This is a genomic window from uncultured Tateyamaria sp. (assembly GCF_947487805.1).
Taxonomy (GTDB): Bacteria; Pseudomonadota; Alphaproteobacteria; order Rhodobacterales; family Rhodobacteraceae; genus Tateyamaria.
On record NZ_CANKXW010000002.1, the window covers coordinates 566,041 to 592,255 of the forward strand.

Annotated in this window: 28 protein-coding genes and 1 tRNA gene; 11 read left to right on the top strand and 18 right to left on the bottom strand. The window is 63.1% G+C overall.

The annotated features are described in order from the left end of the window. The 6 genes from Q0949_RS08420 to Q0949_RS08445 form a co-directional block, all read right to left on the bottom strand. Positions 1-2,076, bottom strand: coding sequence for a transposase domain-containing protein (locus Q0949_RS08420; RefSeq protein WP_299370490.1), 2,076 nt, complete (start codon positions 2,074-2,076; stop codon positions 1-3). Beyond that, positions 2,073-2,948 carry a ParB N-terminal domain-containing protein gene (locus Q0949_RS08425; RefSeq protein WP_299370492.1) on the bottom strand — a complete coding sequence of 292 codons (876 nt, stop codon included), beginning with the start codon at positions 2,946-2,948 and terminating at the stop codon, positions 2,073-2,075. Before Q0949_RS08425 ends, Q0949_RS08420 begins: the two co-directional genes overlap by 4 nt. Before the next feature lie 122 nt (positions 2,949-3,070). Further along, complete coding sequence (locus tag Q0949_RS08430) at positions 3,071-3,373, bottom strand: hypothetical protein (RefSeq protein ID WP_299370494.1); 303 nt, start codon at positions 3,371-3,373, stop codon at positions 3,071-3,073. Continuing rightward, positions 3,370-3,609, bottom strand: coding sequence for a hypothetical protein (locus tag Q0949_RS08435; protein ID WP_299370496.1), 240 nt, complete (start codon positions 3,607-3,609; stop codon positions 3,370-3,372). The genes Q0949_RS08430 and Q0949_RS08435 overlap by 4 nt, the downstream gene beginning before the upstream one ends. Further along, positions 3,609-3,932: a hypothetical protein gene (locus Q0949_RS08440; RefSeq protein ID WP_299370498.1), complete on the bottom strand. Its 324-nt coding sequence runs from the start codon at positions 3,930-3,932 to the stop codon at positions 3,609-3,611. The genes Q0949_RS08435 and Q0949_RS08440 overlap by 1 nt, the downstream gene beginning before the upstream one ends. Then, positions 3,929-4,627, bottom strand: a complete 699-nt coding sequence (locus Q0949_RS08445) for a helix-turn-helix domain-containing protein (RefSeq protein ID WP_299370500.1) — start codon at positions 4,625-4,627, stop codon at positions 3,929-3,931. Before Q0949_RS08445 ends, Q0949_RS08440 begins: the two co-directional genes overlap by 4 nt. 311 nt (positions 4,628-4,938) lie before the next feature. On the opposite strand from Q0949_RS08445, the gene Q0949_RS08450 reads away from it, so the two are divergent. From Q0949_RS08450 to Q0949_RS08460, 3 genes are all read left to right on the top strand, one after another. Then, on the top strand, positions 4,939-5,592 hold the full coding sequence (locus tag Q0949_RS08450) for a hypothetical protein (protein WP_299370502.1): 654 nt from the start codon (positions 4,939-4,941) through the stop codon (positions 5,590-5,592). An 8-nt stretch (positions 5,593-5,600) separates the two neighbouring features. After that, complete coding sequence (locus Q0949_RS08455; protein ID WP_299370504.1) at positions 5,601-6,188, top strand: hypothetical protein; 588 nt, start codon at positions 5,601-5,603, stop codon at positions 6,186-6,188. A gap of 443 nt (positions 6,189-6,631) precedes the next feature. Then, a complete protein-coding gene (locus Q0949_RS08460; RefSeq protein WP_299370506.1) occupies positions 6,632-7,393 on the top strand; it encodes a hypothetical protein in 762 nt (253 codons plus the stop codon). Here Q0949_RS08460 and Q0949_RS08465 read toward each other — a convergent pair whose 3' ends face one another. Further along, on the bottom strand, positions 7,394-8,467 hold the full coding sequence (locus Q0949_RS08465) for an Mrp/NBP35 family ATP-binding protein (protein ID WP_299370508.1): 1,074 nt from the start codon (positions 8,465-8,467) through the stop codon (positions 7,394-7,396). 225 nt (positions 8,468-8,692) lie between these two features. On the opposite strand from Q0949_RS08465, the gene Q0949_RS08470 reads away from it, so the two are divergent. The 3 genes from Q0949_RS08470 (at position 8,693) to sigJ (ending at position 10,890) form a co-directional block, all read left to right on the top strand. Then, positions 8,693-8,923: a DUF1127 domain-containing protein gene (locus Q0949_RS08470; RefSeq protein WP_299370509.1), complete on the top strand. Its 231-nt coding sequence runs from the start codon at positions 8,693-8,695 to the stop codon at positions 8,921-8,923. Between the two features lie 516 nt (positions 8,924-9,439). Beyond that, positions 9,440-9,988, top strand: a complete 549-nt coding sequence (locus Q0949_RS08475) for a hypothetical protein (protein WP_299370511.1) — start codon at positions 9,440-9,442, stop codon at positions 9,986-9,988. Next, complete coding sequence (gene sigJ, locus Q0949_RS08480; RefSeq protein ID WP_299370513.1) at positions 9,985-10,890, top strand: RNA polymerase sigma factor SigJ; 906 nt, start codon at positions 9,985-9,987, stop codon at positions 10,888-10,890. The genes Q0949_RS08475 and sigJ overlap by 4 nt, the downstream gene beginning before the upstream one ends. Here sigJ and Q0949_RS08485 read toward each other — a convergent pair. Next, on the bottom strand, positions 10,887-13,316 hold the full coding sequence (locus Q0949_RS08485) for a UvrD-helicase domain-containing protein (protein ID WP_299370515.1): 2,430 nt from the start codon (positions 13,314-13,316) through the stop codon (positions 10,887-10,889). The two genes, sigJ and Q0949_RS08485, sit on opposite strands and share 4 nt — an antisense overlap. Positions 13,317-13,471: 155 nt before the next feature. Here Q0949_RS08485 and Q0949_RS08490 point away from each other — a divergent pair, with 155 nt between their 5' ends. Further along, a complete protein-coding gene (locus Q0949_RS08490) occupies positions 13,472-14,611 on the top strand; it encodes an alpha-hydroxy acid oxidase (protein WP_299370517.1) in 1,140 nt (379 codons plus the stop codon). Positions 14,612-14,617: 6 nt separating this feature from the next. Here Q0949_RS08490 and hisH read toward each other — a convergent pair whose 3' ends face one another. Then, positions 14,618-15,259, bottom strand: coding sequence for an imidazole glycerol phosphate synthase subunit HisH (gene hisH, locus Q0949_RS08495; protein ID WP_299370519.1), 642 nt, complete (start codon positions 15,257-15,259; stop codon positions 14,618-14,620). Then, positions 15,256-15,843 (bottom strand): imidazoleglycerol-phosphate dehydratase HisB, encoded by a 588-nt coding sequence (gene hisB, locus Q0949_RS08500; protein ID WP_299370521.1) that lies wholly within the window; start codon positions 15,841-15,843, stop codon positions 15,256-15,258. The genes hisH and hisB overlap by 4 nt, the downstream gene beginning before the upstream one ends. 144 nt (positions 15,844-15,987) lie before the next feature. Here hisB and Q0949_RS08505 point away from each other — a divergent pair, with 144 nt between their 5' ends. Then, positions 15,988-16,227 (top strand): Lrp/AsnC ligand binding domain-containing protein, encoded by a 240-nt coding sequence (locus Q0949_RS08505; protein WP_299370523.1) that lies wholly within the window; start codon positions 15,988-15,990, stop codon positions 16,225-16,227. An 87-nt stretch (positions 16,228-16,314) separates the two neighbouring features. Here Q0949_RS08505 and Q0949_RS08510 read toward each other — a convergent pair. Further along, positions 16,315-16,389, bottom strand: a tRNA-Gly gene (locus Q0949_RS08510). Positions 16,390-16,690: 301 nt separating this feature from the next. Between Q0949_RS08510 and Q0949_RS08515 the strand changes: the two genes are divergently transcribed. Together Q0949_RS08515 and Q0949_RS08520 are read left to right on the top strand one after the other, a co-directional pair. Further along, positions 16,691-16,918 (top strand): hypothetical protein, encoded by a 228-nt coding sequence (locus Q0949_RS08515; protein ID WP_299370525.1) that lies wholly within the window; start codon positions 16,691-16,693, stop codon positions 16,916-16,918. A gap of 20 nt (positions 16,919-16,938) precedes the next feature. Continuing rightward, entirely contained in the window at positions 16,939-17,829 is an 891-nt protein-coding gene (locus tag Q0949_RS08520) for a YHYH protein (RefSeq protein ID WP_299370527.1), read from the top strand. Here Q0949_RS08520 and Q0949_RS08525 read toward each other — a convergent pair. The 6 genes from Q0949_RS08525 to hisF form a co-directional block, all read right to left on the bottom strand. Further along, entirely contained in the window at positions 17,826-18,227 is a 402-nt protein-coding gene (locus Q0949_RS08525) for a VOC family protein (RefSeq protein WP_299370529.1), read from the bottom strand. The two genes, Q0949_RS08520 and Q0949_RS08525, sit on opposite strands and share 4 nt — an antisense overlap. A gap of 55 nt (positions 18,228-18,282) precedes the next feature. Continuing rightward, entirely contained in the window at positions 18,283-19,431 is a 1,149-nt protein-coding gene (locus Q0949_RS08530) for an MFS transporter (protein WP_299370531.1), read from the bottom strand. A 92-nt stretch (positions 19,432-19,523) separates the two neighbouring features. Continuing rightward, on the bottom strand, positions 19,524-20,210 hold the full coding sequence (locus tag Q0949_RS08535) for a phosphotransferase (protein ID WP_299370533.1): 687 nt from the start codon (positions 20,208-20,210) through the stop codon (positions 19,524-19,526). Between the two features lie 14 nt (positions 20,211-20,224). Next, a complete protein-coding gene (locus Q0949_RS08540) occupies positions 20,225-23,671 on the bottom strand; it encodes a pyruvate carboxylase (RefSeq protein ID WP_299370535.1) in 3,447 nt (1,148 codons plus the stop codon). A gap of 114 nt (positions 23,672-23,785) precedes the next feature. Next, positions 23,786-24,094: a phosphoribosyl-ATP diphosphatase gene (locus Q0949_RS08545; protein ID WP_299370537.1), complete on the bottom strand. Its 309-nt coding sequence runs from the start codon at positions 24,092-24,094 to the stop codon at positions 23,786-23,788. Continuing rightward, complete coding sequence (gene hisF, locus Q0949_RS08550) at positions 24,091-24,852, bottom strand: imidazole glycerol phosphate synthase subunit HisF (RefSeq protein WP_299370539.1); 762 nt, start codon at positions 24,850-24,852, stop codon at positions 24,091-24,093. The genes Q0949_RS08545 and hisF overlap by 4 nt, the downstream gene beginning before the upstream one ends. A 144-nt stretch (positions 24,853-24,996) precedes the next feature. Here hisF and Q0949_RS08555 point away from each other — a divergent pair, with 144 nt between their 5' ends. After that, the gene (locus Q0949_RS08555) at positions 24,997-25,449 is read left to right on the top strand and encodes a DUF302 domain-containing protein (protein ID WP_299370541.1); all 453 of its coding nucleotides are present in this window, start codon (positions 24,997-24,999) and stop codon (positions 25,447-25,449) included. Between the two features lie 3 nt (positions 25,450-25,452). On the opposite strand, the gene hisA is transcribed toward Q0949_RS08555, so the two are convergent. Next, complete coding sequence (hisA, locus tag Q0949_RS08560) at positions 25,453-26,172, bottom strand: 1-(5-phosphoribosyl)-5-[(5-phosphoribosylamino)methylideneamino]imidazole-4-carboxamide isomerase (RefSeq protein ID WP_299370543.1); 720 nt, start codon at positions 26,170-26,172, stop codon at positions 25,453-25,455. Positions 26,173-26,215: the final 43 nt, after the last annotated feature.

Sequence of the window (26,215 nt, forward strand, 5' to 3'; positions counted from 1 at the left end):
TCATTCTGGGTCGCCACCAAAGGCCCGCTGGAGCCGCTCTCGCGCCTTGAAGGCCGGTGACTTGGGGTATTCGGTCAGGAAGGTCCGTTGCGCGTCCGTAAGGGGCTTGCCCTGGGCCTCCATCGCCACGAGCTCGCCGTAGCGCTTGAACACGGCGTCGGGATCGTCCTCCGCGCTGGGTCGGGTACGCGGGGTAAAGGGTGCAACAGTGCGGGTAACGTCCGCACCATGGGTCGGTGGTGTGCCGCCCTTGGGCGCCTTGCTGTGCGGCGTGACCAGCTGGACAACATCGGCCTGCGGCAACGCGTCGGGCGCAACCTCTTCGCCCGGCGATCCAACGCGCGCTGCGATTTCCTGATTGGACAGCTCTTTGTGCAAACGCTGCATGTCGCGTGTCGCGCGCATGAACTGGCCGCGCTTGCGTTTGTGATCCTGGGCGGCGGACTTCGAAAAAAAGTCGCCCCGTTCCACCAGCGACGCTTCCCCCAGGTAACGACCATCCAGGGCATAGATATGGATCGGCTGATGCAGGTCGTCGGGATCAAACCGCGCAACGACCTTCTGGCCTGCGATCTCGTGCATCCATTCGGACCAGAACCGGTTGCCATAGACCTTCAGCTCGCCGTTGCCACGCTTGGCAGTCGCAGGTTCCGCGGCCATCAGCCAAAGCCGTTTTTGCGCGTCGGTGGCGATGCGCGGCGCGGACGTCTTGTAACTGGCGTTGAACACGTCGTTGAACGACTTGTTGAAGGCGGTTTCGGTGCGGCGGTCCGGACGCGCGTTGTGGTCGGAGATGACCTGTCGCACAACGGCCATGACGGTGCTGATCTCGGCTGGCTTCTTGCCATAGACATCCGGCTTGCTGCGCGGATCATTCCCCGTCTGCGCGCCATGCAGCGACGGATGGGTCGGAATACGCCGCGTCAGATCCAGAAAGGCCCGCTCGATCGGTTTGGCCTGACCCCATGCCGGGCTGGCCCAGTGCAACTCCATGCCGAGCTGCGGAAAGAGCCCAAGCATATCATCGTCATTGTCCTTGAAGCGGTAGCGCGTGGCAGCACCCCCCGTCAGGATCTTGGCGGCGAACTCGCGCCCGTTGTCCATCAGAACATGCCGCGGCAACCCGAACGTCTTGACCAGATCGCCAAAGCACAGACGCACGGTCTCGGCATTGGGATGCAGCGACATGCGCCAGGCCAGCAGCTTGCCGGAATAGATGTCGGAAAACACCACGATCTGCGGACGCTGGGGCTTCTCCTCGCCCGGCCAGTGCACGAACAGGTCGAGCTTGTGATAGTCGGCTTGCACCGCCTCAAGGGCGCTCAGGGATTGCCTGCTGCGGTCCTGGTGCGGATAGAACCGTTTCAGAGCATGGGCACCCTCACGGCAAAATACCTCAACCTGCTTGGGCACCTCCTCCTGGTACCGGCGGCGGCACAGATGCAGTGGCGGAATGTCCGCGATCCCGGCCCGCTTCGCAAATGCGAGGGCATGCTCGTAGGCCACCTGAAACGTGATCGCCTTGTCGCGCAAATAGTCCGATTTGAACACGCCGTAGAACTGGGTATCCACCGACTTGCGGGCGCGCTTTCGCTGACGATGCTTTGGGGCCAGGGCGGCAAGCCTGTGCTCGTCCGCAACGCCATCCGCCGCCGCGATCCAGTTATAGACGGTGCGCGCGCTGACACCGCGCTGAGCGGCCACCGTATCCACCGCAGCCACATGCGTCTGACCGGCAGCATAGAGCGCCGCAACATCATCGACAGCGGCCAGCCGGTCGCGCGCCACGGCCTTCGACTTTTCCGGCAGGGCGTCATAGAACGCCCAATCCGGCGCGGGGGCCTGCGGTGCGGCCTGGGCGTCAAGGATCAACTTGTGCTGGGCAGCCGCGGGCAACACGGTCCAGTGATATTCCCAACCGCCACCACGACCGGACTTGCGCCGCGCGCATCCCGGCATGGCCCGCCACTCGGGCGCGCGCAGGTTGATGCCGCGCTTGGTGTTCGGCACGTCGGGAAGATCCGACGCGACCAGTTCGTCCACCGTCCACCAAAGCTTGTCGGGCGTGGGCGTCATGCGTCACCATCCAGACTGTCCAGGATTGCGCGCAGCTTGGGCGCGTTGTGACGGACAAAACGGTGCAGGACGGCCTTGTTGGCGCGGGCGAACATGTCGTTCAGAGGGCGAACCTTGGCGTCGACGGGATCGACGACTGCATCGCCGGGGCGCGCCGTCAGGATATCAAGCGCCTCGCCTGCCGACTTGGCGGCACCGATCAGCAGCCCGAACACGATGTGCGGGCGATGCTTGGGATTGCACTTGGCCAGAACCTGAAGGTCGGCGATGGAGACCCGGATCGGGGCGGCGCGCAGGGCGTCGATCTCGTCTTGGGACAGGCCATCAGCTACTGCAATCATGCGCCGGATATGACGCTCTGTTTGCCCGGTTTGTTTGGCAGTGGCGGCCACAAACGATACGACGGACATTATGTCCGCCGTATCCCAACGCTTCGCTACTAGGTCTGCGCCTGTCGCGGCTTTCGTCTCGGGATACATCTGCTCATAGACGTCCTTGCGGCGGCACAGAAACACCGCACGATCCAGCGGCGTCAGCTCGGCGCGGGCCAGATTGTCGTCGATCTCCAACAACCGCGCATAGTCGTCGGTGCAGTCCCAAATGTCCGCCGGAATGGCCTCGTGCCCCAACTGGTGACAGGCGGCCATCCGATGCGCGCCCGCCACCAGGACCAGCACGTATCCCGACCCACCCTTGGCACCGACACCCTTGCGGCGCACACGGCGCAGGGTGATCCGGTCCTTCAGGCCGATCTCCTCGATCGACCCGGCCAGCGCGGTCACCAGCACATCATCGGTCTCGCGCAGGCGGTTCTCCACAAAGATATCCACCAGCGCCACATCGCGGCTTTCGATCAGCGTCGGTTTACGCATGGCGGCCACCATGAACGCAGGTATGGTACTCGCTTGCATGTAGGCCAACCGATAGGAGGCATTGCCCCACAATGGACATCAACGACGAGAAAATCGCGCAAATCCACGCCGAATTGAAAGCGCTACGCATCGGGTTCGCCTTCCTCGTTCACGAGGTCGACAAGACGGGTCTCAGAGGAACGGCTGATTTCATCAGAGACGGGCTTGTCGGCCAACGGGACGTCGCCGCCGGAACGGATGCCCGCCTGTGTTTCGCTCTCGAAGACCTCGCCGACATGATCGACACCGGATGACGCCTCCGCGGCCTTCGTGCCGGCATGAGCACGCAGCGCTTCAGTCCGAGCCGCCATGTGCTCGCGCGCGGCCTCAAGATCGACAAAACCTCGATTGTTCGGACCGGGCAATTTGCTTGTGTCCTGCGTCATTGCTGACCCTCCGGTGATTTGAGCAGCGTGTAATACCAGCGGCGCTGGCCATCCTCGGTCGCCTGTCGGCAACTGATCTGCGCACCGTTGGCGCGCAGCTCGGCAGCAACGGAACTGACGGCGCAGATCTTTGCGGCCTGCGCCCACTGCATCGTGCTCAATTCGCCCTGCGCGTCCTGCAATGCCTTCAACGCACGTTGCAGCCGCGGGCTGGATTTCAAACGCCCGTATCGCATCAGTAAGGCCCCATCATGCCCGTGGGCGCGACCCCGGCATCATCGGCGAACTGTGCCGCCGCCTGGAACACGCCGCCCCCAGCGAGAACCATTGCGTGGGCCTTCAGCGTCTCACCCGCGATGAACAGATCATGCGACGCATCGGCGAGGCGCTGTCGCATGTCGTCGCTGGCCTGTTTCGGATCGAACGCGATCTCCGCGCCGCAGGTTTCCGCGTCGACCCGAGCCCTGGCATAAAGGGCGACAACCTCGTCAAAGCGCCGCAGCTTCTGGGCCAGAGACTGGTGTTCGAAATCCGCATTCGGACCAAAGGGCATGCTCATGAGATGATCGCTCCTATGAAGTAGATCGTGAGGAAAAAGGTGATGAACCCGGCCACGGCGATCAGGTCTGAGACCAGCTCCCAAACCGTGGCCCAGGGACCGAAAAAATGACCGCGCGGCCCGTGAGTGGGGCATGGATTGGCCTTCGCCGCGCGGCCTGCCTGCGCCATCCCTGGGGGATTGGGTGACACAAGGCGTTCTGTAGAAAAGTCGGGGTGATCTGTAGAAAAGGGCGCGGGTGATGGGTGCGGCCTGCCAGCCAGCGCATCACCCGCGCGAGGTTCCGAGGCAGGCCCACGGGAGGAGATGTGGGCGGCAGTGTTATCCTCGGGGGATCGTGGTTGTTCAAACGTGATCGGCGATATTTGCTCCAGTTCCGTGAGCATCTGATCAACGCGCTGATACAGTGCGGTCATGCGCTCCCATTCCCGCTCGGAATGCGTGCAAGCGCCCCGCTCCAGCGCGCAGATCGCCGTTGTATTGGTGCGCAGGATGTCGGCCAGTTCTGCTTGGGTCAGCCCAAGGGCTTTGCGCCTTGCGCGAACGACTTCGCCGCGCCCCTCGGCCACCATACGCGCCGTCCCATCAATGGCATGCGTGGACACCTCCGCAGGTGCGGTTTTGATGGCAGCATCAAGCCTCATGACGCGACCTTCTTTTGCGCGGGTTTTGGGCGCGGAATATCGGCGGGCCACTCAAGGTCGGCAGGCCAGATAGCACTCATACGTGCAATCCTTTGTTCTGCCGTCTTGGTGCCAGTATCGCCGCCGTTCTTTAGCTTCGATAGGTAATCACCCTTCTTGCAAAGCCGCATAGAGATCGCCCAGTGCGTGATTCCCTCATGCCCACCTAGGATGTCAGCCAACCTGAGAATGTTTTTAATTTGCTCACTCATAGCCCTATAGATACCGAAACGGCTACCGCTGTCAAGTCCTATAGGGCTAGTGGAATTCCTTACTTTCCCTGCTAGCCTTACAGGGCTAAAAAGCCCTCTATGAACTCGCTGATGACCGCCATTGATAAAGCTCTTGAGGAGAAGGGGCTTAGCGACGCCGCTGCGTCAGACCTCGCAGTCGGTCACAAGCAGTTGCTCAAGAACATTAGGAACCCGAGGGGTGGGAAGCGGATGCACCCTGTCGAAAGTCTGGCGAGGCTATTCGATGTACTAGACATCGAATTCAATGTGCGCAGTTTAACTGAGCGACAGGCCGCTCCGAATTGGCGCGGCTTCGCCGAGGACCAACTGACCATCGAGGGCCGCACCGAGGCCCTGGCCGAAGGCTATGCGCCCATCCCCTACCTCGAAGAGGCGGGCGGCACCCTCAACGTCTCGCCCGTCGCCGTGTCCCGCGATTGGGTCACATCCGCCGGGCTGGACCTCGATGCGCTCTGCGTCGTGCAGCTGCACGCCCCCCAGGTCACCGAGGATCTGCGCGAAAACGACCGCCTGATCGTGGATCGACGCAAGGATCCCGAGATTGACGGGCGGCTCTTCGTGTTCTTCAACTCGATCATGGGCGGTGCCGAGGTTGCGCGCCTCGATCGCCTGAACCCCACGACCATCGCAGCCGCCCGCGCAGGCGAGCGGTTGCAGCAACTTCAACCCGCCGCCAGGATCATCGGCCCGATCGTGGGCCTCGTCCGGTTTGATCAGTGGTAGCGCCACGGATGGACCAGATACGGATCACCCAGCAGGACGCCGACGAACTCACCGAAGCGCTTGCACCGATTTTCAACCATGGCGTGGAACGCCAGCGAAAACTGTTGCGCCAGATGTGTGAGGACGAAAAATGGGCGCAGGTGTTTCGACCTGATGTGCCTCGCCTCTTTGCCGACAGGTCGCTATTGCTCCTGACGCACGTGCTTCGCACCGACTATGTGCAAAAGAGACGGCAGCAGCTGTCCTCGGACGTGTTTCGCTTCCTGATCTACAAGGTCTATAGCCACGCCCCCTGCCCCGAGCACGCGGTGCTTGACGGTGTCATCTTCCCGCGCGACCACACGATGCTCAAGCACTGCATGCCTCCCAACGGCTGGCGGTGTTTGTGCGATGTATCCGGTGCAGCCTCTGAAAGGATGGCTCCGCTCCTTGGTGGGACACGCATGATTGACACCTGCGACGTGACAGGCCACGGTGACACCGCTTGGGTGGCGGGGTTCGAGGTCGATCCCGCGTTCCGAAACAATGCGATCCCGACCATGCTGGACACTTTGCACCACATCGCGCAAGGCCACGCCGACACCGAACTGGCCTGAAAATCACTTCCAACTTCGGCGGCCCTTTGCGCCCGGCCCGAATATGCCTAAGCGCCTGTTTTCACGACCGTAATCGCTTTCTGGGAACTGCGGCCCCCAAGTTGGCGGTGCTCTTCCCGGTTCACGTTCCATCTTTGCCCAGCCAAACGCCCTTTCAATGCCCCTCACAAGACCCTTTGAACCCTGTTTTAAAGGGGTTTGGCGCGTTTTACCCGTACTGCAGCTTATGAAGTTCGCGAGATCGCCAGTCGCCGCCAAAACGCCCGTTTTTGCCACTTACTGCAATTTTACCGCCAAGAGGCCGTTCGCGCCCGGCGAACCCGTAACCCCTTGTTTTCCCGATGCGCTTCCGATCTCTTCCGCGTTCTTCGAGCATCTTCCGTTTACTGCAATTTATGATGTCACTACACACACGTCACGCCTATTCTAAAAAAGGGATCCTCATGTCAGACGCCATTCGCATTCTCACCCACGCTGTATCCATGGTCTTTCGCGATTTGGGCGCGACGTTCCGCGCCACATCTGTCGGTGTGGGCATGGTCGCCCTGTCTGTAGTGATCCTGATCGTCGTGGCACCCGCTTCTTTTGGAACGTTGATCACACAGAACATCGAACTGAATGAAACGGTCCCGAGCATCGGTCTGGTCGTCATAGCGTTCCTGCTGATGGCAGTGGGGTATCTGACGATGGTTGCGGCCTGGCATCGGTTTGTGCTGTTACCTCAGGATCAACGCGAGGGCGGCTTTACCCCCAGCGCCGGCATTGTCCTTGGATATCTGGGGCGCAGCATCCTGTTGGGCCTGTTGATGATGCTGCTCGCAATCCCGGTGTTCATTCCCGTGGGCATCATAGCCGCAGCAACCAACAACCTGTTCCTGTCCGCTATCGCGGCCATTCCGGCAATTGCGGTCATGATCTGGGTGTTCATGCGGCTAAGCCTGATCCTGCCCGCCTGCACCATCGGGCACGACATGAAGATCCGCGAAAGCTGGGACGCGACCAAAGCCATATCAGGTACCATCGCAGTGCTTACAGTGATCCTGGCGCTGGCCGATTTCGTGATCAACCAGGGCCTGGCCCTTCTGCCTACGGCGAGCATCCTGGGCGGTCTGATCACGGTCGTGGTTTCTGTTTTCTATGCGCTGATCAGTGCCAGCGTTCTGACGACACTCTATGGCATCGCCGTCCAGGGGCGTCAGATCTGATCAGGCCATACCGCCTTTGATCAACCCTTCGGCAATGCGCGCATAGGCCTGCGCCATCGGCCCGTCGCCCACCGCGACGGGCGTGCCCCCGTCCCCGCCCAGCCGCGTGTCGAGATCGATGGGCAGCGCGCCCAAGAGCGGAACACCCATCGCAACGGCTTGCGCCGCAACGCCGCCCTGCCCGAATATCTCATGCTGTGCGCCACAGTCGGGGCAGACAAACATCGACATGTTCTCGATGAGGCCCAGCACTGGCGTCTTGAGCGTTGCGAACATGTCCAGCGCCTTGCGCGCATCGATCAGGGCCACATCCTGCGGCGTGGACACGACGATGGCACCCGTGAGTTCGGATTTGGTGCAAAGCGTCAGCTGCACATCGCCCGTCCCCGGGGGCAGATCGACCAGCAACACATCCAGTTCGCCCCACTCCACCTGCCCCAGCATCTGCTGCAACGCGCCCATCAGCATCGGACCGCGCCAGACCACGGCCTTGCCTTCCTCCAGCATGAAGCCGATCGACATCAACGTGACCCCATGCGCGTGCAGCGGAATGATCGTCTTGCCATCAGGGCTGGCGGGACGCTTGTTCACGCCCATCATGCGCGGCTGGGACGGACCGTATATATCTGCATCCAGCAGACCCACCTTGCGGCCCTGCTTGGCCAGAGCGACGGCAAGGTTGGACGATACGGTGGATTTCCCCACCCCGCCCTTGCCGGACCCGATGGCGAGGATGCGTTGCACGCCACTGGGCTTGGTCGGGCCCTCCTGCGGTTTGGGGTGACCGCCGATCTTGAGGCTGGGTGGGGCCGCTGGTTTTGCAGCAGGCCCGTGGGCGGTGAGGGCCACGCGCACATCGTCCACGCCGTCCATCCCGCGTACCGCAGCCTCGGCAGCGGCGCGCACCGGCTCCATCCGCGCGGCCAGCTCCGGATTGGGCGCTTCGATCACGAACTGCACCGCCGCGCCCGAGACCTGTACCGCACGAATCAAATCGCGGCTCACAAGGTCGCCGCCATCGGGCATTGCGATCTTGCTCAGGGTTGCGAGAATATCGTCCTTGGTGCGCGACATGTCAGTTTTCTCCGCTGGGGTGCCGCATTAACTGGCAGAATTCGCGCCAGAGGCAAGAGCAACCCGCGCCCCTGCGGCACAACGCCATTTCGTTGTGCGACTTGCCTGCAAATTCAACCCAGAGCCTATGCAAATGCTGCATAGCAGCATTGTTTTGGTGTCTATTGTGCAGACGCAGCATTGGCTTATGTTTGTATCAACGAAATTGAGCAAGAGGCGAGAAAAATGGCCTACTACAATGACATAGCACAGCGCAGCGATCTGGTCGAACGTATCCTCGGCACGGTTGCACGCTTTCTGGAAACCGCAGCAGAGCGTCACGCACAGCGCCGCGTCTACCGCACCACGCTGGACGAGCTGAACACGCTGACCAACCGCGAACTGGCGGATCTGGGCATGCACCGCTCCGAACTCAAGCGCATCGCCTGGGAATCGGCCTACGGCAATGCGGCCTGACGTAACACGAGATCAGATGTCCCTCTCCTCCTCCCTGGGGCATCTGTAAATTGGCGGCGGCGCCTTCCTCCTCCCTGGCGTCGCCGCACCTTTCTTTCGCATCTGATCAGATGCACGCCATACATCGCTCTTCCGGTCCTCCTCCTCCCTGACCGGCGCGATGTTGCAAGAGCGGCGACATTCACCTCCTCCCGAATGTCGCCGCATCCTATCCGCACCACGTGGTGCACCAGAATTGTCGCGCGCGGTCCTCCTCCTCCCTGACCGCCGGACAAATCGAAGGCGGCGATCCCTCCTCCCTGGGGTCGCCGCTTTTTTTATTTCCGGATTTTCGAAAGTTTTTGGCGCCGCGACGTCACAACCGGCAGTGCCAGTCCGTCACATGTTCCGACAGTACAAAGGAACAGGCCCCTTGGCACATCCCATTTCCCCCGTGGCCACGCGGTCACCACCCGCATCAGGCATCTGGACAAACCTCATCCCCGCGACATCAATACCACTCAAGGAGCGAAAACCATGATCCGCGCATTACTGCATTCCGGCACCCGGCGTTTTGCCAGACAGTTCAATTATGACGCCACCTATCAACACGACATGATCGACGCCGACGCGGGTGCCGGTGCGCGGCTGGCCCTGTTCCAGATGGTCAGCAACTACGCGGGCCCGGCCAGCGCCCACCATGTCCGCATGGGCGCCCTGGTCGGCTCCGCGGTCGAGGGCGATTGCGGGCCGTGTGCCCAGTTGACCGTCGATATGGCGCTCGCCCATGGCGCGCGCGCAGCGGATATTCAGGCCTGCCTGAACGGGGCGCCCGAGGCCGCAGGCGATTTCGGCCTGGGCTACCGCTTTGCCTGGGCCGCGATCCGCAACCACACGGACCTGGACACGCTGCGTGACCGGATCGACGCCGCGCACGGACCGCGTGCCGTGATCGCCGCCTCCTTTGCCGCGGCCTTCACCCGCACCTATCCCGTGCTGAAACGCGGGCTTGGCCATGGTCAGCTGTGCCAACGGCTTAGCGTGGCAGGCACGTCCATCACGCTCACGTATCCAGCCCCCGCATGACATGGGTTGACCAGTTCGAAGCACAGAGGCCGATGCTCACGGCCCTGTGTTACCGCATGCTGGGCGAACGGGCCGCCGCCGAGGACGCGGTGCAGGACACCTGGCTCAAATGGTCCCGCGCCGACCATGGCGCGATCCGGACACCGGCGGCGTGGCTGCGCACGGCCGCGACCCGTGTGGCCATCGACGCGCTGCGGCGGGCGCGGGCGCGGCGCGAAACATATGTGGGCCCGTGGTTGCCCGAACCTCTGGTCGCCGACGATACCACCGCCGAAACCGGCTTTGAACTGGCCCAGGATTGCGAACTCGCACTGCTGTGGATCATGGACACGTTTCCCGCCAGCGAACGCGCGGCCTTTATCCTGCGCGAGGCATTTGATGCCGGCTATGCCGAAATCGCCGAAACACTGGGCAAATCCGAAGCCGCCTGCCGCCAATTGGTCAGCCGCGCGCACCGGCGCGTCGCGCAAGCGCCCCCAGATCTCAGCCAACCCTCCGATCTGCGCGCCGCCCGGATCAGCGGCTTTCTCGCCGCCATAGCCAGCAACGACCTGGAGGCCGCAAAACGCCTTCTGGCGCCCGATGCCGTGTCGATCTCCGATGGCGGGCGCAAGGCACGCGCGGCACGCCGTCCCCTCACAGGCCCCGACGATATCGTCGCCGTCTCTCATGCCATCACGCTGAAACATGCCGCATCACGCACAATCGTCCCATTGACCGCCAATGGTCAGCCCGCCCTGCTCTTCTTCGACCGCGACACACCAGACACCCTGATGACGGCAGTGTTGAATGACCGGGGCGAAATTTGCTGGATCTACACCATGCGCAACCCCGACAAATTGCCCCTACGGGACGGCGGGCGGGGCGATGTGCGCAGCACGAGCGTCGCGCGGCGTCCCTAGAACGGAATGTCGTCGCAGCCCGAGATAAAGCGCGACACCACCTTCTTCGTACCGGCTTTTTCGAAATCGATCTCCAACTTGTCGCCCTCGATCCCGATCACCGCGCCATAACCGAATTTCTGGTGAAACACCCGCTCGCCGACGGTAAAGCTCGACACCGCATTCAGATCAATGACCGAATTCCGGCTCTCCTTGGGCTGGCTCAACGGCCGATCCGCCGATCGGGCCTGCAACCGCCGCCACCCGGGCGAGTTATAGACATTGGCCTCCGCCGCTGCCTCGTGCAGACGCGATTCCGCGCCCATCGACGGGGCCGCCGCACCAAATCCACCGCCATAAAGCCCCGGCGGCGTCAGCACATCCACATGCGCCTCGGGCAACTCGTCGATGAAACGCGACGGCATGGATGACTGCCACTGCCCGAACACCCGCCGGTTCGCGGCAAAGGACACGGTACAGACCTCCTCGGCCCGCGTGATCCCCACATAGGCCAAGCGGCGTTCTTCCTCGAGCCCCTTGATCCCGCTTTCGTCCATGCTGCGCTGCGACGGAAACAACCCGTCTTCCCAGCCGGGCAGGAACACGCAGGGGAATTCCAGACCCTTGGCCGCATGCAGCGTCATGATCGACACCTTGGCCTCCGCATCCTCGCTGGCATTGTCCATCACCAGCGACACATGCTCCAGAAACCCTTGCAGGTTCTCGAACCCTTCCAGTGCCTTGACCAGTTCCTTGAGGTTCTCGAGCCGCCCCGGCGCTTCGGGCGTCTTGTCGTTCTGCCAATGGGCGGTATAGCCGCTTTCGTCCAGGATGATCTCGGCCAGTTCCATATGGCTAACGGGGGGCGGGCCGTATTCAATGCGCAAGGGGGTCACGCCATCATCCAGCACGCTGTCATCCTCGGCCACCTCGATCCGGGGGCCGCGCAGTTTGCTGTTCCAGCGCGCAATGCCATCCACAAGGTTGCGCAGTTCCGTGCCGCCTTTGCCCTTGATCAGCCCCTGCTCGACCGCGATCCGCGCACCCTCGACCAAAGACACCCCATTTGCGCGCGCCGTGATCTGGATCGTCTGCTGTGCCTTGTCGCCCAGGCCCCGCTTGGGCGTGTTCACGATCCGCTCAAAGGCCAGATCATCATCCGGGCTGACCACGACGCGGAAATAGGCCATGGCGTCCCGGATCTCCATCCTCTCGTAGAACCGCGGCCCTCCGATAACGCGGTAGGGCAACCCGATGGTCAGGAACCGATCTTCGAACGCACGCATCTGGTGGCTGGCGCGCACCAGAATGGCCATGTCCTCCAGCGACAGGGGCCGCATGCCGCGCGTGCCCTTTTGTGCCGCCTCGATCTCGTCCCCGATCCAGCGCGCTTCTTCCTCACCGTCCCAATGGCCGATCAGACGCACCTTTTCTCCGTCATCCTTGTCAGTCCACAACGTCTTGCCCAGACGGTTTTCATTGCCGTCGATCACGCCGGATGCTGCGGCCAGAATATGCGGCGTTGATCGGTAATTCTGCTCCAGCCGCACCACATGCGCGCCGGGAAAATCCTTTTCGAACCGCAGGATATTGCCCACCTCGGCGCCCCGCCAGCCATAGATCGACTGGTCATCATCGCCCACGCAACAGATATTCTTGTGTCCCTGCGCGAGCAACCGCAGCCACAGGTACTGGGCGACGTTGGTGTCCTGATACTCGTCCACGAGAATGTATGCGAACCAGCGTTGATACTGCTGCAACACGTCTTCGTGGGTCTGAAAGATCGTGACCATATGCAGCAGCAGGTCGCCAAAATCACATGCGTTCAGTTCGATCAGGCGGCGCTGGTACTGCTCGTAAAGCTCCACGCCCTTGTGGTTATAAGCCCCGCCATCGGCGGCGGGCACCTTGCCCGGTGTCAGGGCGCGGTTTTTCCATCCGTCGATGATGCTGGCCAGTTGGCGCGCGGGCCACCGCTTGTCGTCGATCCCCGCGGCCTGGATCAGCTGTTTCAACAGGCGGATCTGATCGTCGGTGTCCAGAATGGTAAAGTTCGACTTGAGCCCCACAAGCTCTGCATGTCGGCGCAGCAGTTTGACACAGATCGCGTGGAACGTGCCCATCCACGGCATGCCTTCGATGGGCTGGCCCAGCATCTGGCCTACGCGGTTTTTCATCTCGCGCGCGGCTTTGTTGGTAAAGGTCACCGCGAGGATTTCGTTGGGCCGCGCCCGCCCGGTGTTCAACAGATGCACGATGCGCGCAGTCAGCGCACGCGTCTTGCCCGTCCCGGCCCCGGCAAGCATCAGCACCGGCCCGTCCAGCCGTTCCACGGCCGCGCGCTGTGCGGGGTTCAGCCCGTCCAGATAGGGCTGCGGACGCGCGGCCATTGCGCGCGCGGACAGGGATGCGCCCTCGAAGGCGTCCAGATCATCATAGCTGCTCATGCGGGTAAACTAATCCTTGTGCAGGAAAAGGGAAAGCCCGATGTTCGCAGGTTGTTCCCCTGTGAGTGCAGGATCGACCTGATGCGCATTGATGCGGGCGAACATGGCAAATCCGACAGCTTGCGGGGGACGGCGCACCGCTCCATAGTCCGCCCATGGACCTGAACACCCGATACCCTGCGTTGAGTGATCTGCGTACCCGTGCGCAAAGTCGCATTCCGAAATTCGTATGGGAATATCTCGACAGCGGCACAGGGGTCGAGGCGACCAGGAAGCGCAACCGCACCGCACTGGATCGGGTTGGCCTGATGCCCTCCGTCCTGCATGGAGAGTTCGAGCCGGACCTGTCGACGACCCTGCTGGGTGAGGCGCGCGCCCTTCCCTTTGGTATTGCACCGGTGGGCATGTCGGGCCTGATGTGGCCCGATGCGGAACGACACCTCGCCCGCGGTGCTGCGCGCACGGGCATGCCCTATACCCTGTCCACCGTTGCCGCGGCCGCCCCGGAGGATGTGGCCCCCGAACTGGGCGAGGATGCGTGGTTCCAGATGTATCCGCCCCGCGACGAAGGCATTCGCCGCGATATGCTCGACCGGGCACGCGCGGCAGGCTTCAAGACGCTTGTGCTGACCGTGGACGTGCCTGTTGCCTCGCGCCGCGAACGGCAGACGCGGTCCGGCCTGACAAACCCGCCGCGCCTGACACCACGCCTGCTGGCGCAGGTAGCATTGCGCCCGGCCTGGGCCATGGCGATGGCGCGCAAGGGCATGCCGCACATGCGCATGCTTGACGCCTATACGACCAGCGCCACCGCCAATCTGCCGGTGACGGCGCATGTGGGCTACCTTTTGCGGACCTCGCCCGACTGGGACTATGTCAAATGGCTGCGCGATGCGTGGGACGGTCCGTTCGTGGTCAAGGGGGTCATGCGCGGCACCGATGCCGAGCGGCTGCAAGGGCTGGGCGTTGATGCCATCTGGGTGTCGAACCATGCAGGCCGCCAGTTTGACGCGGCCCCCGCCACGATCGAAGTGCTGCCCGCCATCCGCCGCGCTACAACCCTGCCCATCATCTTTGACAGCGGGGTCGAGGGCGGCCTCGACATTCTGCGCGCCATGGCCTCGGGCGCGGATTTCGTGATGCTGGGCCGCGCGTGGCACTATGCGCTGGCGGCCCTTGGGCCCGAGGGCATCGACCACCTCGTGCATATTCTGTCGGCAGACCTCAAATCGTGCATGGGCCAGCTGGGCGCGCGCGACCTGCGTACCCTGCCTAAACCGTTCCTGCACGACTAGGCGCGCTCAGGGGCGCCAGGTCAGGAAATTGTGGATCATGCGCAGCCCGGTGCCCTGGCTCTTTTCCGGGTGGAACTGCATCCCCACCATCGTGTCGCGCCCAACCACCGCCGTGACGTCCTCGCCATAGTCCACATGCGCAAGGCGCAAGGCGGGATCCGCGACCTCAAAATGGTAGGAGTGCACGAAATAGGTGTGGTCGCCGGTGGCAACCCCGTCAAAAAGCGCGTGCGGCGCGTCGATCACGAGATCATTCCACCCCATATGCGGCACCTTCAGCGCCGGATCCGAGGGCGCGATGGGCACGACCTGCCCGCCGACCCAGTCCAGCCCCGGTGTGTCGGTGTATTCCCGCCCCATCGTGGCCATCAGCTGCATGCCCACGCAGATGCCGAGGAAGGGCCGGCCCTTGACCTCGACCGCCTCGACCAGCGCGTCGTAGACACCGCCCGTCCCGCGCAGCGCGGCGGCACAGGCCGGAAAGGCGCCGTCGCCCGGCAGCACGATCCGGTCGGCCCGCGCCACGACATCGGCATCCGCAGTCACGACAACCGTGCCCGCATCCGCCTCGCGGGCCATGCGCTCGAACGCCTTTTGCGCCGAATGCAGGTTGCCGCTTTCGTAATCAATCAGAACCGTAAGGCTCATAGGGTGCCCTTGGTCGACGGAATGGCATCGGCCACACGCGCATCGACCTCCAATGCCACCCGCAGCGCGCGTGCCACCGCCTTGAAGGCCGCCTCGGCGATGTGGTGACTGTTGAGCCCGTGCAGCATGTCCACGTGCAAGGTGATCCCGCCATGGGTGCTCAGCGCCTGAAAGAACTCGCGCACCAGTTCGGTGTCGAACGTGCCGATCTTGGCCGTGGGCAGATCCACGTTCCACACCAGAAACGGCCGCCCCGACAGATCGAGCGCCGCACGCACCAGCGCGTCATCCATCGGCAACAGGCAGGATCCATAGCGCGCGATGCCCTTCTTGTCGCCAACGGCCTGGCTCAAAGCCTGGCCGATGGCGATGCCCACATCCTCGACCGTGTGGTGGTCATCGATGTGCAGATCGCCGCTGCACCGCACGGTCATGTCGATCAGCGCGTGGCGTGCCAACTGGTCCAGCATATGGTCAAAGAACCCCACCCCGGTCTGGTTGTCGTAAATGCCGGTGCCATCAAGGTCGAGCGACACGGAAATGTCGGTTTCGGCCGTCGTGCGGGTGATCGTGCTCTTGCGCATTGCGCGTCTCCTGGGTGGTGCGGTCTTGCCCGCCCTCTATAGGCAGGCCGGGGCGCATCGCCAAGGGTGCGCGCGCGACTTGCAAGCGCCTGTGCAGACATGTCACTACGGATCACACCCGTCCCGTTGCATAAGGCGTTTTCCATGACCACCTGCGTTTTCATCCAGATCCGATGCCGGCCCGGCTCTACCTACAAGGTGGCAGAGGACATCGCCCTGCGCGAACTGCATTCCGAACTGTATTCCACATCGGGCGACTACGATCTGCTGATGAAAGTGTACATTCCCGCAGGCAAGGACATCGGCAAGTATATCAACGACGAGTTGCTGGGCATTGACGGAATCGAACGATCACTGACCACCATGACCTACAAAGTGTTTTAAGGTCACTTCCGAATGCCTGTTGCTTGAAACGACGAAGGGCCGCCCGAAGGCGACCCTTTTCGAAATCCACAGGAGCCTGTGGTTTGTTGGAGCGGGCGAGGCGATTCGAACGCCCGACCCTAACCTTGGCAAGGTTATGCTCTACCCCTGAGCTACGCCCGCTTCCTTGGGTGAGCCGTGGAATACTTATCCCCGCCCCGCGCCGCAAGAGGAAAATCGCACCGTTTTCGAATTTATTTCCGCGACAGCACATGTGAGCGCAAAACTTTGCTTGGCCGCGACGGAAACACCTGCGTCGTGCGTATTACCGTGCATGAAGCACCACTCACGACACGTCATGCGCGCCGCATGTCTTGCCTTATGTCTGGCGGCCCCTCTCCCGGCTGCGGCGCATGATGGCGCGCATGCCCCCGATGTCCTGAGCAGAATTGAGACTGCGACGGCGTCGGGGGCCGAGGTTACAGTGCGGCTCACTCTTACCGGGCTTGGCGGGCCGTTGCACTTGCGTGCCGTGAACGCGGACGGCGCGGTTGCGGCACCTTTCGCGCCGGTCACTGTGTATTTTGCCCAGGATGTCACGGTCGACCTGACGCTCGACTACCCGGACGCGCCGCCCGGCATCATCGCCCTGATGCTCGACTTTGGCGCCGCTGGCGCAGGTGTCGTGACCGTGATCCCGGCCTCGGAATGACCCATGAAAGGAGACCCCGGATGGCCCTTGACCTGTCTGCCCTGAAACCCTGGTTGCTTGGCCTTTGCATCGTTGTGGGCTGCGCCAGCTACGCCGATGCGCAGCACCGGTTCCGCCAGCACACGGCGACGCAAACCGCGCCGCTTGATCTCGTCGATGCCAAAACGAGCTTTACCGCCCACGCCGTGGCCATCTCCCGATCTGGTCCGTGGCGGGTGATACAGTCGAACGGCGTGCCGGACCACGCGGTCGGCACATTTCCGAACGCAGGCAACCCGAACCGCATCGCCGGTCAGAACCACATGTTCCGCGTCGCACTGTCACCCGAGGTCGGCGCGGCGCAGCCACTGCCGCGCGGTGCATCCTTTGGCGTTGCGATCAACGGCGTGCCGTTCGACCCCAACGCGGCCGAGTTCTGGCAAGGCAACCCAAGATCGGGTTGGAATTACAACGCGTTGGGCGGAGCCGTGGCCCTTGGCCTTGATGCGAACTATGCCCATGTCCAACCCACGGGCGCCTATCATTACCACGGCCTGCCGATTGGATTGATGCAGGCGCTTGGCTGGTCCGCCGCCGCGCCGTCTCCGCTCTTGGGATATGCGGCAGACGGATTTCCCATCTATGCGCTAACGGCAGAAGTGGACGGCGAGACGGTGCGCATGACCTCGTCCTACCAGCTGAAATCAGGGAATCGCCCCGCAGGCGACGGCCCCCAAGGCGCCCATGACGGCACCTTTCTCGAAGATTTCGAATTCGTGGCCGGGTCCGGCATGCTCGATGCCTGCAACGGGGCCTATGTGAAGTCGCCTGAAACCCAAACCGTGACCTATGCCTATATTCTGACCGACACATACCCGGTGATCCCCCGCTGTCTGGTCGGCGATATCGGGCGCGGCTTTGCCAAGAGCTAGCGGCGCTGGATCAGGTCCCACCGGCTGCCGAACGGATCACGGAACACCGCAACCGTGCCATAGGGTTCGTGGCGCGGCGCCTCTTCAAAGGTGATCCCACGGGCGACAAGGCGCGCATGATCCCGCGCAAAGTCGTCCGTCTCAAGAAACAGCCAGACGCGTCCTGCCCCCTGCTGCCCGATGGCGGCCTGTTGAATATCCCCGTCCGCGCGCGCCAGAATGACGCTTGTGGTGCTGCCCGGCGCGCGCACCTCGACCCAGCGTTTGCGGCCCTGATCCTCGTCCGTGATCAGGTCAAACCCCAGCACATCGCAAAAGAAGGTAATGCCGCTGTAATAGTCGGGCACGATATAGGTAAAGGCGGCAAGGTTCATCGGATGGGTGCCTGCGTGGTGCATTAGTCGCCCACGTCATCGCAGGATGTGACGCCCGCGACAATGCCCGCGCGACACCTCATGCCGTGGGACGGCGCACGGCACGAGCCAGAACGACGATCAGAACGGCAAGGATCACCAGCACCGCAAACCCGGTGCGCAAGTCGGTGGCGTGGGCGACAAACCCGATGATTGGCGGCCCAAGCAACAGCCCGCCATAGCCCAGCGTCGCCACGCTGGCGATGGCCGTGCCGGGCGGCAGATGCGGATCCCTCGCGGCGCGGGAAAAGGCCAGCGGCATGATCACCGCATAGCCCACGCCCATCAGCCCGAACCCCACCAGCGCCACTCCGAATTCCGCCGATATCACCGCACACACCGCGCCCACCGTGGCAACGCAGCCTGCCACCCGCGCGGTCACGACCGGCCCGGCCAGACGCGTGGCCTGATCGCCCAGCAGCCGCGTCACCACCATCGCGATGGAGAATACGGTATATCCCAAGGCGGCGTTGGCGGCCGTCACGCCGGTCGTTTCGATCATCAACAGCGCGCTCCAATCGACCATCGCGCCCTCGCCCATCGAGGTGCAGAACGCAATCAACCCCACCGCGACAAGCGGACCGCGCGGCAGCGGAAAAAGAGGCGTGTCCACCGTACCGCTTTGCCGTGGCGACACCCAGCCGATCCGCGCCATCCACAGGCAGACCACGGCCACGACCATGCCTGTTGCGATAAAGTGCGGCGCAAGCCCGATGGACGCATATTCCGCCGCAAACCCGCTTGCGGCCCCGACGCCCGCACCAAGGCTGAACATCGCGTGAAAGGATGACATCACCGCGCGCCCGATATGCGCCTCGGCCTCTCCCGCCCACGTGTTCATGGTCACATCCATCGCGCCATGGGTGACCCCGAAAAAGAACAGCGACAGCGCCAGAACAGGCACCGAAGGCGACACCGCGATGCACGCCAGCGCAACCACATAAACCATCGCAATCCGCAAGGTGACATAGGCCGACCCAAGCGTGTCCGCGAACCGGCCCGCCAAGGGGAATGCAGTAATGGCCCCCGCCGCCAGCAACAGCAAGAGCCAGCCAAGCTCGGCCTTGCTCAGGTCATGGGTGGCCGCGACCGCAGGGATCCGCGACGCCCAAATGCCATAAAGCGCGCCGTTCAGCACGAACATCGCCGACACGGCCAGCCACGCCGCGCGATTGCTGTGGGTGTTCATCGGATCGGTTCCTCTGGGTCCGGCAATGGTGCACCGTTGACCAGCGCCGACCAGCTTGCAAGAGGCCGTCAAACCGCTTTGGCGGTTCTATTTCAATCTGTAAAATGATGTGCGAGGGCGCGTGCGCGGTCGGGTTCCAACTGCCAGCAGGCGGCGACCTCCCATGCGAGTGCCGCGCGCGACGGGTGCGTGTCCAGGGGCCTGAGATCGAACAGGGGCGCATCACAGCGCGCCTCGTCCCAATCGATCAGCACGTGCCGTCCACTGGCATCCGTCAGGATATTTTGCGCGTTCAGGTCCCCGTGCACCACTGTTCTCTGGGAGGGCACTTTCGCCCACGCGGCGCGCAACCGGCGCACCAGTGCGGCGGGCATTGCACCAAGATCAATGTCGCCGCCGCAATCTCGCGTACACAGATCTCGCGCGCTCGCAAACCCGGGCCGCTGCGGCCAGTCGCGCAAGGCCGCGTGCATGGCCTGCACCTTGGCTGCGATGACGGATGGCGATGTCGGCGCCCCCGGCAGGTACGGCTCGCAGGTCCACCCATCGACGACAAAACATCCATTCCCGGCACGCCGCAATGCCGGCACAATCAATCCGGCATCCCCTGCATGGTGCAAGACGGGCAGCAGCCAAGTGATGGCCGCCTCGGACCGGCGGGTTGTCTTGAGCACGTGGTCACCCACGCGCAGCACCGTGTTGCGGAACCCACCCGCCAGCGCCTCGGGCGCGCCCGATAGGCCCCAGGCCGACAACGGAGGCGACGGCGCAAGCGGCATCCGTCGCCCCCCGCTTATTCCAGTTCGACCAGCAGGTCCTTGGCGTCGATCTGACCGCCCGGTGCGACATGCACTGCCTTGACCACCGCGTCGCGCTCGGCATGGATGCCGGTTTCCATCTTCATCGCTTCGATGGTCAACAGCAGATCGCCCTCGGTGACCTCCTGGCCCGGCTGCACACCGACGGACGCCACAACACCCGGCATCGGCGCGCCGACGTGGCTGGCGTTGCCCAGCTCGGCCTTGGGCCGCTGCACGGTGGTCGATTTGACCATACGGTTCGGTACGCGGATCACGCGGGGCTGGCCGTTGAGTTCAAAGAACACCTTCGCCTCGCCATCCTCGTTGGTCTCGCCCACGGCTTGCAGACGGATTTCCAACGTCTTGCCGGGGTCAATCTCGGCCGTGATCTCTTCGCCCGGCTCCATACCGTAAAAGAACGTTTTGGTCGGCAGGGTCCGTACAGGTCCGTATGTGCGGTGGCGGCCCATGTAGTCGAGGAAAACCTTGGGGTACATCAGGTAACCGGACAAATCCTCATCATCGACCACGCGCCCATCCAGCTGCGCCGAAAGGTCCGCGCGGGTGGCATCAAGGTCGACAGCCGGCACATCCGCGCCGGGGCGCTGCGTGTTGAGCGCCTCGCCCTTGAGCGCCTTGGTCTGGATCCCGATGGGAAAGCCGCCGGGAGGCTGGCCAAGATTGCCGCGCATCATGTCCACCACGGAATCGGGGAAGGCCACGTCCTTGTCGGGGTCCTCGACTTCGGCGCGGGTCAGGCCCTGGCTCACCATCATCAAAGCCATGTCGCCCACCACCTTGGAGGACGGCGTGACCTTGACGATATCGCCGAACATCTGGTTCACGTCGCGGTAGGTGCGCGCGACCTCGTGCCAGCGTTCCTCGAGGCCCATGGACCGCGCCTGCGCCTTGAGGTTGGTGAACTGGCCACCGGGCATTTCGTGCAGGTAGACTTCGGAGCTGGGCGCCTGCATGCCGCTTTCAAACGCGGCGTAGTGGTCGCGCACGGCTTCCCAATAATCCGAGATGTCGCGGATGGCGTCGATGTCGAGGCCGGTGTCGCGGTCAGTGTGTTGCAGCGATTCCACCACCGTGCCCAGCGTCGCTTGCGACGTGTTGCCCGACAGCGCGTCCATGGCGCAGTCGACCGCGTCCACGCCCGCCTCGGCTGCCGCCAAAATCGTGGCGCAGGCAATGCCCGCCGTGTCGTGGGTGTGGAAGTGGATTGGCAGGCCCACCTCTTGTTTCAGCGCCTTGACCAGCACGCGGGCAGAGGCCGGTTTCAAGAGGCCGGCCATGTCCTTGAGGCCCAGCACATGTGCGCCAGCCGCTTTGAGCTGGTTGCCCATGTCGACATAATATTTCAGGTCGTACTTGGCGCGGTCGGGGTTCAGGATGTCCCCGGTGTAGCAGATCGTGCCTTCGCAGATCTTGTTCTGCTCTTGCACCGCATCCATGGCGACGCGCATGTTCTCGACCCAGTTCAGGCTGTCGAACACGCGGAACACGTCGATGCCGGTGGTGGCGGCCACGCGTACGAATTCCTGCACCACATTGTCGGGATAGTTGGTATAGCCCACACCGTTGGCACCGCGCAGCAGCATCTGCGTCATCAGGTTGGGCATACGCTCGCGCAGGTCGCGCAGGCGCTGCCACGGGCATTCCTGTAGGAACCGGTAGGCCACGTCGAATGTCGCACCACCCCAGCATTCCATCGAGAACAGCTGCGGCAGGTTGGCGGCATAGGCCGGGGCGACCTTGATCATGTCGTGGCTGCGCATCCGCGTGGCCAACAGCGACTGGTGCCCGTCGCGCATGGTTGTGTCGGTGATCAGCAGCTGTTGCTGCGCCTTCATCCAGTCCGCCACGGCCTGCGGGCCCTTTTGTTCCAGCAGGTTGCGGGTGCCCATCTGATGCGCGGGATCCGCCTGCAACGCGGGCGGCTTGGGGGCCTTGAGATCAGCGCGCGGCTTGGGCCGGTCCTTGACCTCTGGATGCCCGTTCACGGTGATGTCCGCGATATAGGTCAGGACCTTGGTGCCACGGTCGCGGCGGCGCTTGAAGGCAAACAGATCCGGCGTTTCGTCGATGAACTTGGTTGTGTATTCATTCGACAGAAAGGTCGGATGCTTCAGCAGGTTTTCGACAAAGGCGATGTTGGTGCTGACGCCCCGGATGCGGAATTCGCGCAGCGCACGGTCCATGCGGGCAATCGCCATTTCAGGTGTGGGGGCCTTGGCCGTCACCTTGGTCAGCAGACTGTCATAATAGCGCGTGATCACGCCGCCCGCATAGGCGGTGCCGCCGTCCAGACGGATGCCCATGCCGGTCGCCTCGCGGTAAGCGGTGATGCGGCCATAGTCGGGGATAAAGTTGTTTTGCGGGTCCTCGGTGGTGATCCGGGTCTGCAACGCATGTCCGGTCAGCACGACGTCGGCCTGGGTGGGTTTGCCGGTGGCCTCCTGGATCGTCTTGCCTTCGGCGATCAGGATCTGGGCCTGCACGATGTCGATACCGGTCACCTCTTCGGTCACCGTATGTTCGACCTGCACGCGGGGGTTCACTTCGATAAAGTAGAATTTGCCGTCGTCCATATCCATCAGGAATTCGACCGTCCCGGCACATTCGTAATTCACATGTTTGCAGATCTTGTAGCCCAGCTCACAAATCTCGGTCCGCTGCGCGTCGGTCAGGTAGGGCGCGGGCGCGCGTTCCACGACCTTCTGGTTGCGGCGCTGCACCGAACAGTCGCGTTCGAACAGGTGATACATGCCGCCATGCTTGTCGCCCAGAATCTGCACCTCGACGTGACGGGCGCGGGTGATCATCTTTTCAAGATAGCCCTCGCCGTTGCCAAAGGCCGCTTCGGCCTCGCGGCGGCCTTCGAGCACCTTTTCCTCGACCTCGTCATCGGAAAAGATCGGGCGCATGCCACGGCCACCACCGCCCCAGGACGCCTTGAGCATCAGGGGATAGCCCACGGCCTTGGCCTCTTTGCGGATGGCGTCCATGTCGTCGCCCAGCACTTCGGTGGCCGGAATGACGGGCACGCCTGCCTCGACCGCCACGCGCCGCGCGCTGGCCTTGTCGCCCAGAGCGCGCATGGTTTCCGACTTGGGACCGATGAAGGTGATCCCGTTCTTTTCGCAGGCATCCACGAAATCCGGGTTCTCGGACAACAGGCCATAGCCGGGGTGGATCGCATCCGCACCGCTTTCGCGGGCGACGCGGATCATCTCGTCAATGCTCAGATAGGCCGCAACCGGTCCCAGCCCCTCACCGATACGGTAGGCCTCGTCCGCCTTGAACCGATGCAGGCCCAGCTTGTCCTCTTCGGCAAAGACGGCAACGGTCTTTTTGCCCATCTCGTTGGCGGCGCGCATGATGCGGATGGCAATCTCACCCCGGTTTGCGATGAGAATTTTCTTGAATTCGGGCATGAAGGCTCCCCCGGGGCAGTATTGTGCAGTTGCAGCATTCTTTATGACGTTTACGTGACGCAAACAACACGTAGTATTGGGTATGTGTCCCCGCGGAGACAAAGCCACCTCAAGTCAGGTTCGGCTGGCCTTTTCGACCAAGCCGGACATGCCCTGCCGCTGCTCCAGAACCGCCACTACATCCGCCAAGGCGACATCGCGCGCGGCCAGCATGACAAAGAGGTGGTAGATGACGTCGGCGGCTTCGGACGTCAGGGCGGACTTGTCGTCCTTGACGGCCTCAATGATGGCCTCGATTGCCTCTTCCCCGAATTTCTCGGCACATTTCTCCGGCCCCTTCGCCAACAGCTTGGCCGTCCAGGATGTGTCCGGATCCGCTCCCTTGCGCGCCTCGATGGTCGCAAAAAGTTCGTCAAAGGTCATGTCAGCCTCATCGGGATACCGGCGGCGGCCATGTGCGCCTTGGCCTCGGCGATGGTGAAATCGCCGAAATGGAAAATCGACGCGGCCAGCACGGCGGACGCGCCGCCTTGGGTCACGCCATCGACAAGGTGATCCAGCGTGCCCACGCCGCCCGAGGCAATGACCGGGATGGTGACCGCATCGGAAATGGCCCGCGTCAGTGGCAAATTGAACCCCGCACGCGTGCCGTCCCGGTCCATGGAGGTCAACAGGATCTCCCCTGCTCCCTTGGCGGCCGCGGTGCGTGCAAATTCCACCGCATCGATACCGGTGGGCTTGCGGCCGCCATGGGTAAAGATCTCCCAACGGCCCGGTGCCACCGTCTTGGCATCGATCGCGCAGACGATGCACTGGCTGCCGAACTGATCCGCCGCGCGCGATAGGACATCCGGATCGGCCACAGCCGCCGAATTGAACGACACCTTGTCCGCCCCCGCCAGCAAGAGCGCGCGCACATCCGCAACCGTACGCACGCCCCCGCCCACGGTCAGCGGGATGAAGCACTGCTCTGCCGTGCGTTGCACAAGATCGAACATCGTGCCGCGGTTTTCGTGCGTGGCGTGGATGTCGAGAAAACACAGCTCGTCCGCGCCAGCGGCATCATAGGCCTGCGCGGCGGCGACCGGATCACCGGCATCGATCAGATCGACAAAGTTCACGCCCTTGACCACACGGCCATCGGCGACATCGAGACAGGGTATGATACGGGTCTTGAGCATGGGGCCCTCGTACCCTGCTTTGGTCAGGGTGAAAAGAGGACCATGACACCCTGCCCCGCAGGCACGCGCCCGCCGATCACGCAAAGTTGCGGTGCCGGATCCTGTGAATGCGCCATGTTTGTGCCAGACATGGAAGGACGGCAGATGAAGATTTTGGCAACACTCGGACTGGTCATCGCAATGGCAACACCCGCATTCTCAGGCGACAACGGCATCATTCGCAAAGAGGCTGCCGCAGGCGTGACGGAAACCATGGACCAACTGGTTGGCGCGCTGGAAGGCGCCGGGCTGAAAGTCTTTGCGCGTGTGGATCATGGTGCCGGCGCCCAAAGCATCGGTGCCGATATAGGCGCGTCGCAATTGTTGATCTTTGGCAACCCCAAGGTCGGCACGCCCGCCATTCAGGACGACCCGGTGTCGGGTCTGTTCCTGCCGCTCAAGGTGCTGGTCTATGAGGACAGCACCGGCAAGACGATGATCGCCTACGAAGAACCGGCCAAGATGCTGGGACGTCTGGGCGGCGTGTCCGAGGATGCCGCCTATATCCAGACCATGACCGGCGCGTTGGGAAAATTCACCGACGGCATCGCCAAATAGCGATCAGTCCCTGAGCGTCTCCAGTGCCGCCGCCAGATCGATGGCTCCGTCATAGAGGGCGCGGCCCGAGATGGCGCCTGCGATCACGCCCGTGGCCTTCAACGCCTCCAGATCGGCCAGCGAGGAAACGCCGCCGCTGGCGATTACGGGGATGTCCACTGCCTGTGCCAGGGCCTGTGTCGCGGCGATGTTGGGCCCGCCCATCGCGCCGTCGCGGTTGATGTCGGTGTAGATGATCGCCGCCACGCCCGCATCCTCGAAGGACCGGGCCAGATCAGTCGCGTCCACATCCGTTTCCGTGGCCCAACCTTTGGTCGCCACCTTGCCACCGCGCGCGTCGATGCCCACGGCCACGTGACCGGGAAATGCCTTGGCCGCCTCGCGCACGAGGTCGGGATATTCAACCGCGACGGTACCGAGGATCACGCGCTCCAACCCTTTGGACAACCACATCTCGATCGTGGCCATGTCGCGGATGCCGCCGCCCAGCTGTGCGGGCACCTTGCAGGCCTTGAGAATCGCCTCGACCGGAGCCGCGTTCACCGGTGCGCCCGCAAAGGCCCCGTTCAGATCCACAAGGTGCAACCAGGCACAGCCCGCTTCAACAAACGCGCGCGCCTGTGCGGCGGGGTCGTCGTTGAACACCGTGGCACGGTCCATATCGCCATGCACAAGGCGCACGGCCTGCCCGTCTTTGAGGTCGATGGCGGGATAGAGGATCATGGGAAAACGGCCCTTTTGCTTTGGTCGCGTGCCCTTTGGCACC

What these genes read in the sequence shown, in the direction of transcription:
- Q0949_RS08555 (WP_299370541.1), top strand. Translation starts at nt 24,997, where the DNA reads ATGAAGATTTTGGCAACACTCGGACTGGTCATCGCAATGGCAACACCC.
- Q0949_RS08540 (WP_299370535.1), bottom strand. Translation starts at nt 23,671, where the DNA reads ATGCCCGAATTCAAGAAAATTCTCATCGCAAACCGGGGTGAGATTGCC.
- hisH (WP_299370519.1), bottom strand. Translation starts at nt 15,259, where the DNA reads ATGAGCCTTACGGTTCTGATTGATTACGAAAGCGGCAACCTGCATTCG.
- Q0949_RS08450 (WP_299370502.1), top strand. Translation starts at nt 4,939, where the DNA reads ATGACCGCCATTGATAAAGCTCTTGAGGAGAAGGGGCTTAGCGACGCC.
- Q0949_RS08505 (WP_299370523.1), top strand. Translation starts at nt 15,988, where the DNA reads ATGACCACCTGCGTTTTCATCCAGATCCGATGCCGGCCCGGCTCTACC.
- hisB (WP_299370521.1), bottom strand. Translation starts at nt 15,843, where the DNA reads ATGCGCAAGAGCACGATCACCCGCACGACGGCCGAAACCGACATTTCC.
- hisA (WP_299370543.1), bottom strand. Translation starts at nt 26,172, where the DNA reads ATGATCCTCTATCCCGCCATCGACCTCAAAGACGGGCAGGCCGTGCGC.
- Q0949_RS08435 (WP_299370496.1), bottom strand. Translation starts at nt 3,609, where the DNA reads ATGCGATACGGGCGTTTGAAATCCAGCCCGCGGCTGCAACGTGCGTTG.
- Q0949_RS08440 (WP_299370498.1), bottom strand. Translation starts at nt 3,932, where the DNA reads ATGAGCATGCCCTTTGGTCCGAATGCGGATTTCGAACACCAGTCTCTG.
- Q0949_RS08490 (WP_299370517.1), top strand. Translation starts at nt 13,472, where the DNA reads ATGGACCTGAACACCCGATACCCTGCGTTGAGTGATCTGCGTACCCGT.
- Q0949_RS08535 (WP_299370533.1), bottom strand. Translation starts at nt 20,210, where the DNA reads ATGCCGCTTGCGCCGTCGCCTCCGTTGTCGGCCTGGGGCCTATCGGGC.
- Q0949_RS08530 (WP_299370531.1), bottom strand. Translation starts at nt 19,431, where the DNA reads ATGAACACCCACAGCAATCGCGCGGCGTGGCTGGCCGTGTCGGCGATG.
- hisF (WP_299370539.1), bottom strand. Translation starts at nt 24,852, where the DNA reads ATGCTCAAGACCCGTATCATACCCTGTCTCGATGTCGCCGATGGCCGT.
- Q0949_RS08485 (WP_299370515.1), bottom strand. Translation starts at nt 13,316, where the DNA reads ATGAGCAGCTATGATGATCTGGACGCCTTCGAGGGCGCATCCCTGTCC.
- Q0949_RS08420 (WP_299370490.1), bottom strand. Translation starts at nt 2,076, where the DNA reads ATGACGCCCACGCCCGACAAGCTTTGGTGGACGGTGGACGAACTGGTC.
- Q0949_RS08520 (WP_299370527.1), top strand. Translation starts at nt 16,939, where the DNA reads ATGGCCCTTGACCTGTCTGCCCTGAAACCCTGGTTGCTTGGCCTTTGC.
- Q0949_RS08525 (WP_299370529.1), bottom strand. Translation starts at nt 18,227, where the DNA reads ATGCACCACGCAGGCACCCATCCGATGAACCTTGCCGCCTTTACCTAT.
- sigJ (WP_299370513.1), top strand. Translation starts at nt 9,985, where the DNA reads ATGACATGGGTTGACCAGTTCGAAGCACAGAGGCCGATGCTCACGGCC.
- Q0949_RS08455 (WP_299370504.1), top strand. Translation starts at nt 5,601, where the DNA reads ATGGACCAGATACGGATCACCCAGCAGGACGCCGACGAACTCACCGAA.
- Q0949_RS08430 (WP_299370494.1), bottom strand. Translation starts at nt 3,373, where the DNA reads ATGACGCAGGACACAAGCAAATTGCCCGGTCCGAACAATCGAGGTTTT.
- Q0949_RS08465 (WP_299370508.1), bottom strand. Translation starts at nt 8,467, where the DNA reads ATGTCGCGCACCAAGGACGATATTCTCGCAACCCTGAGCAAGATCGCA.
- Q0949_RS08425 (WP_299370492.1), bottom strand. Translation starts at nt 2,948, where the DNA reads ATGCGTAAACCGACGCTGATCGAAAGCCGCGATGTGGCGCTGGTGGAT.
- Q0949_RS08460 (WP_299370506.1), top strand. Translation starts at nt 6,632, where the DNA reads ATGTCAGACGCCATTCGCATTCTCACCCACGCTGTATCCATGGTCTTT.
- Q0949_RS08470 (WP_299370509.1), top strand. Translation starts at nt 8,693, where the DNA reads ATGGCCTACTACAATGACATAGCACAGCGCAGCGATCTGGTCGAACGT.
- Q0949_RS08475 (WP_299370511.1), top strand. Translation starts at nt 9,440, where the DNA reads ATGATCCGCGCATTACTGCATTCCGGCACCCGGCGTTTTGCCAGACAG.
- Q0949_RS08545 (WP_299370537.1), bottom strand. Translation starts at nt 24,094, where the DNA reads ATGACCTTTGACGAACTTTTTGCGACCATCGAGGCGCGCAAGGGAGCG.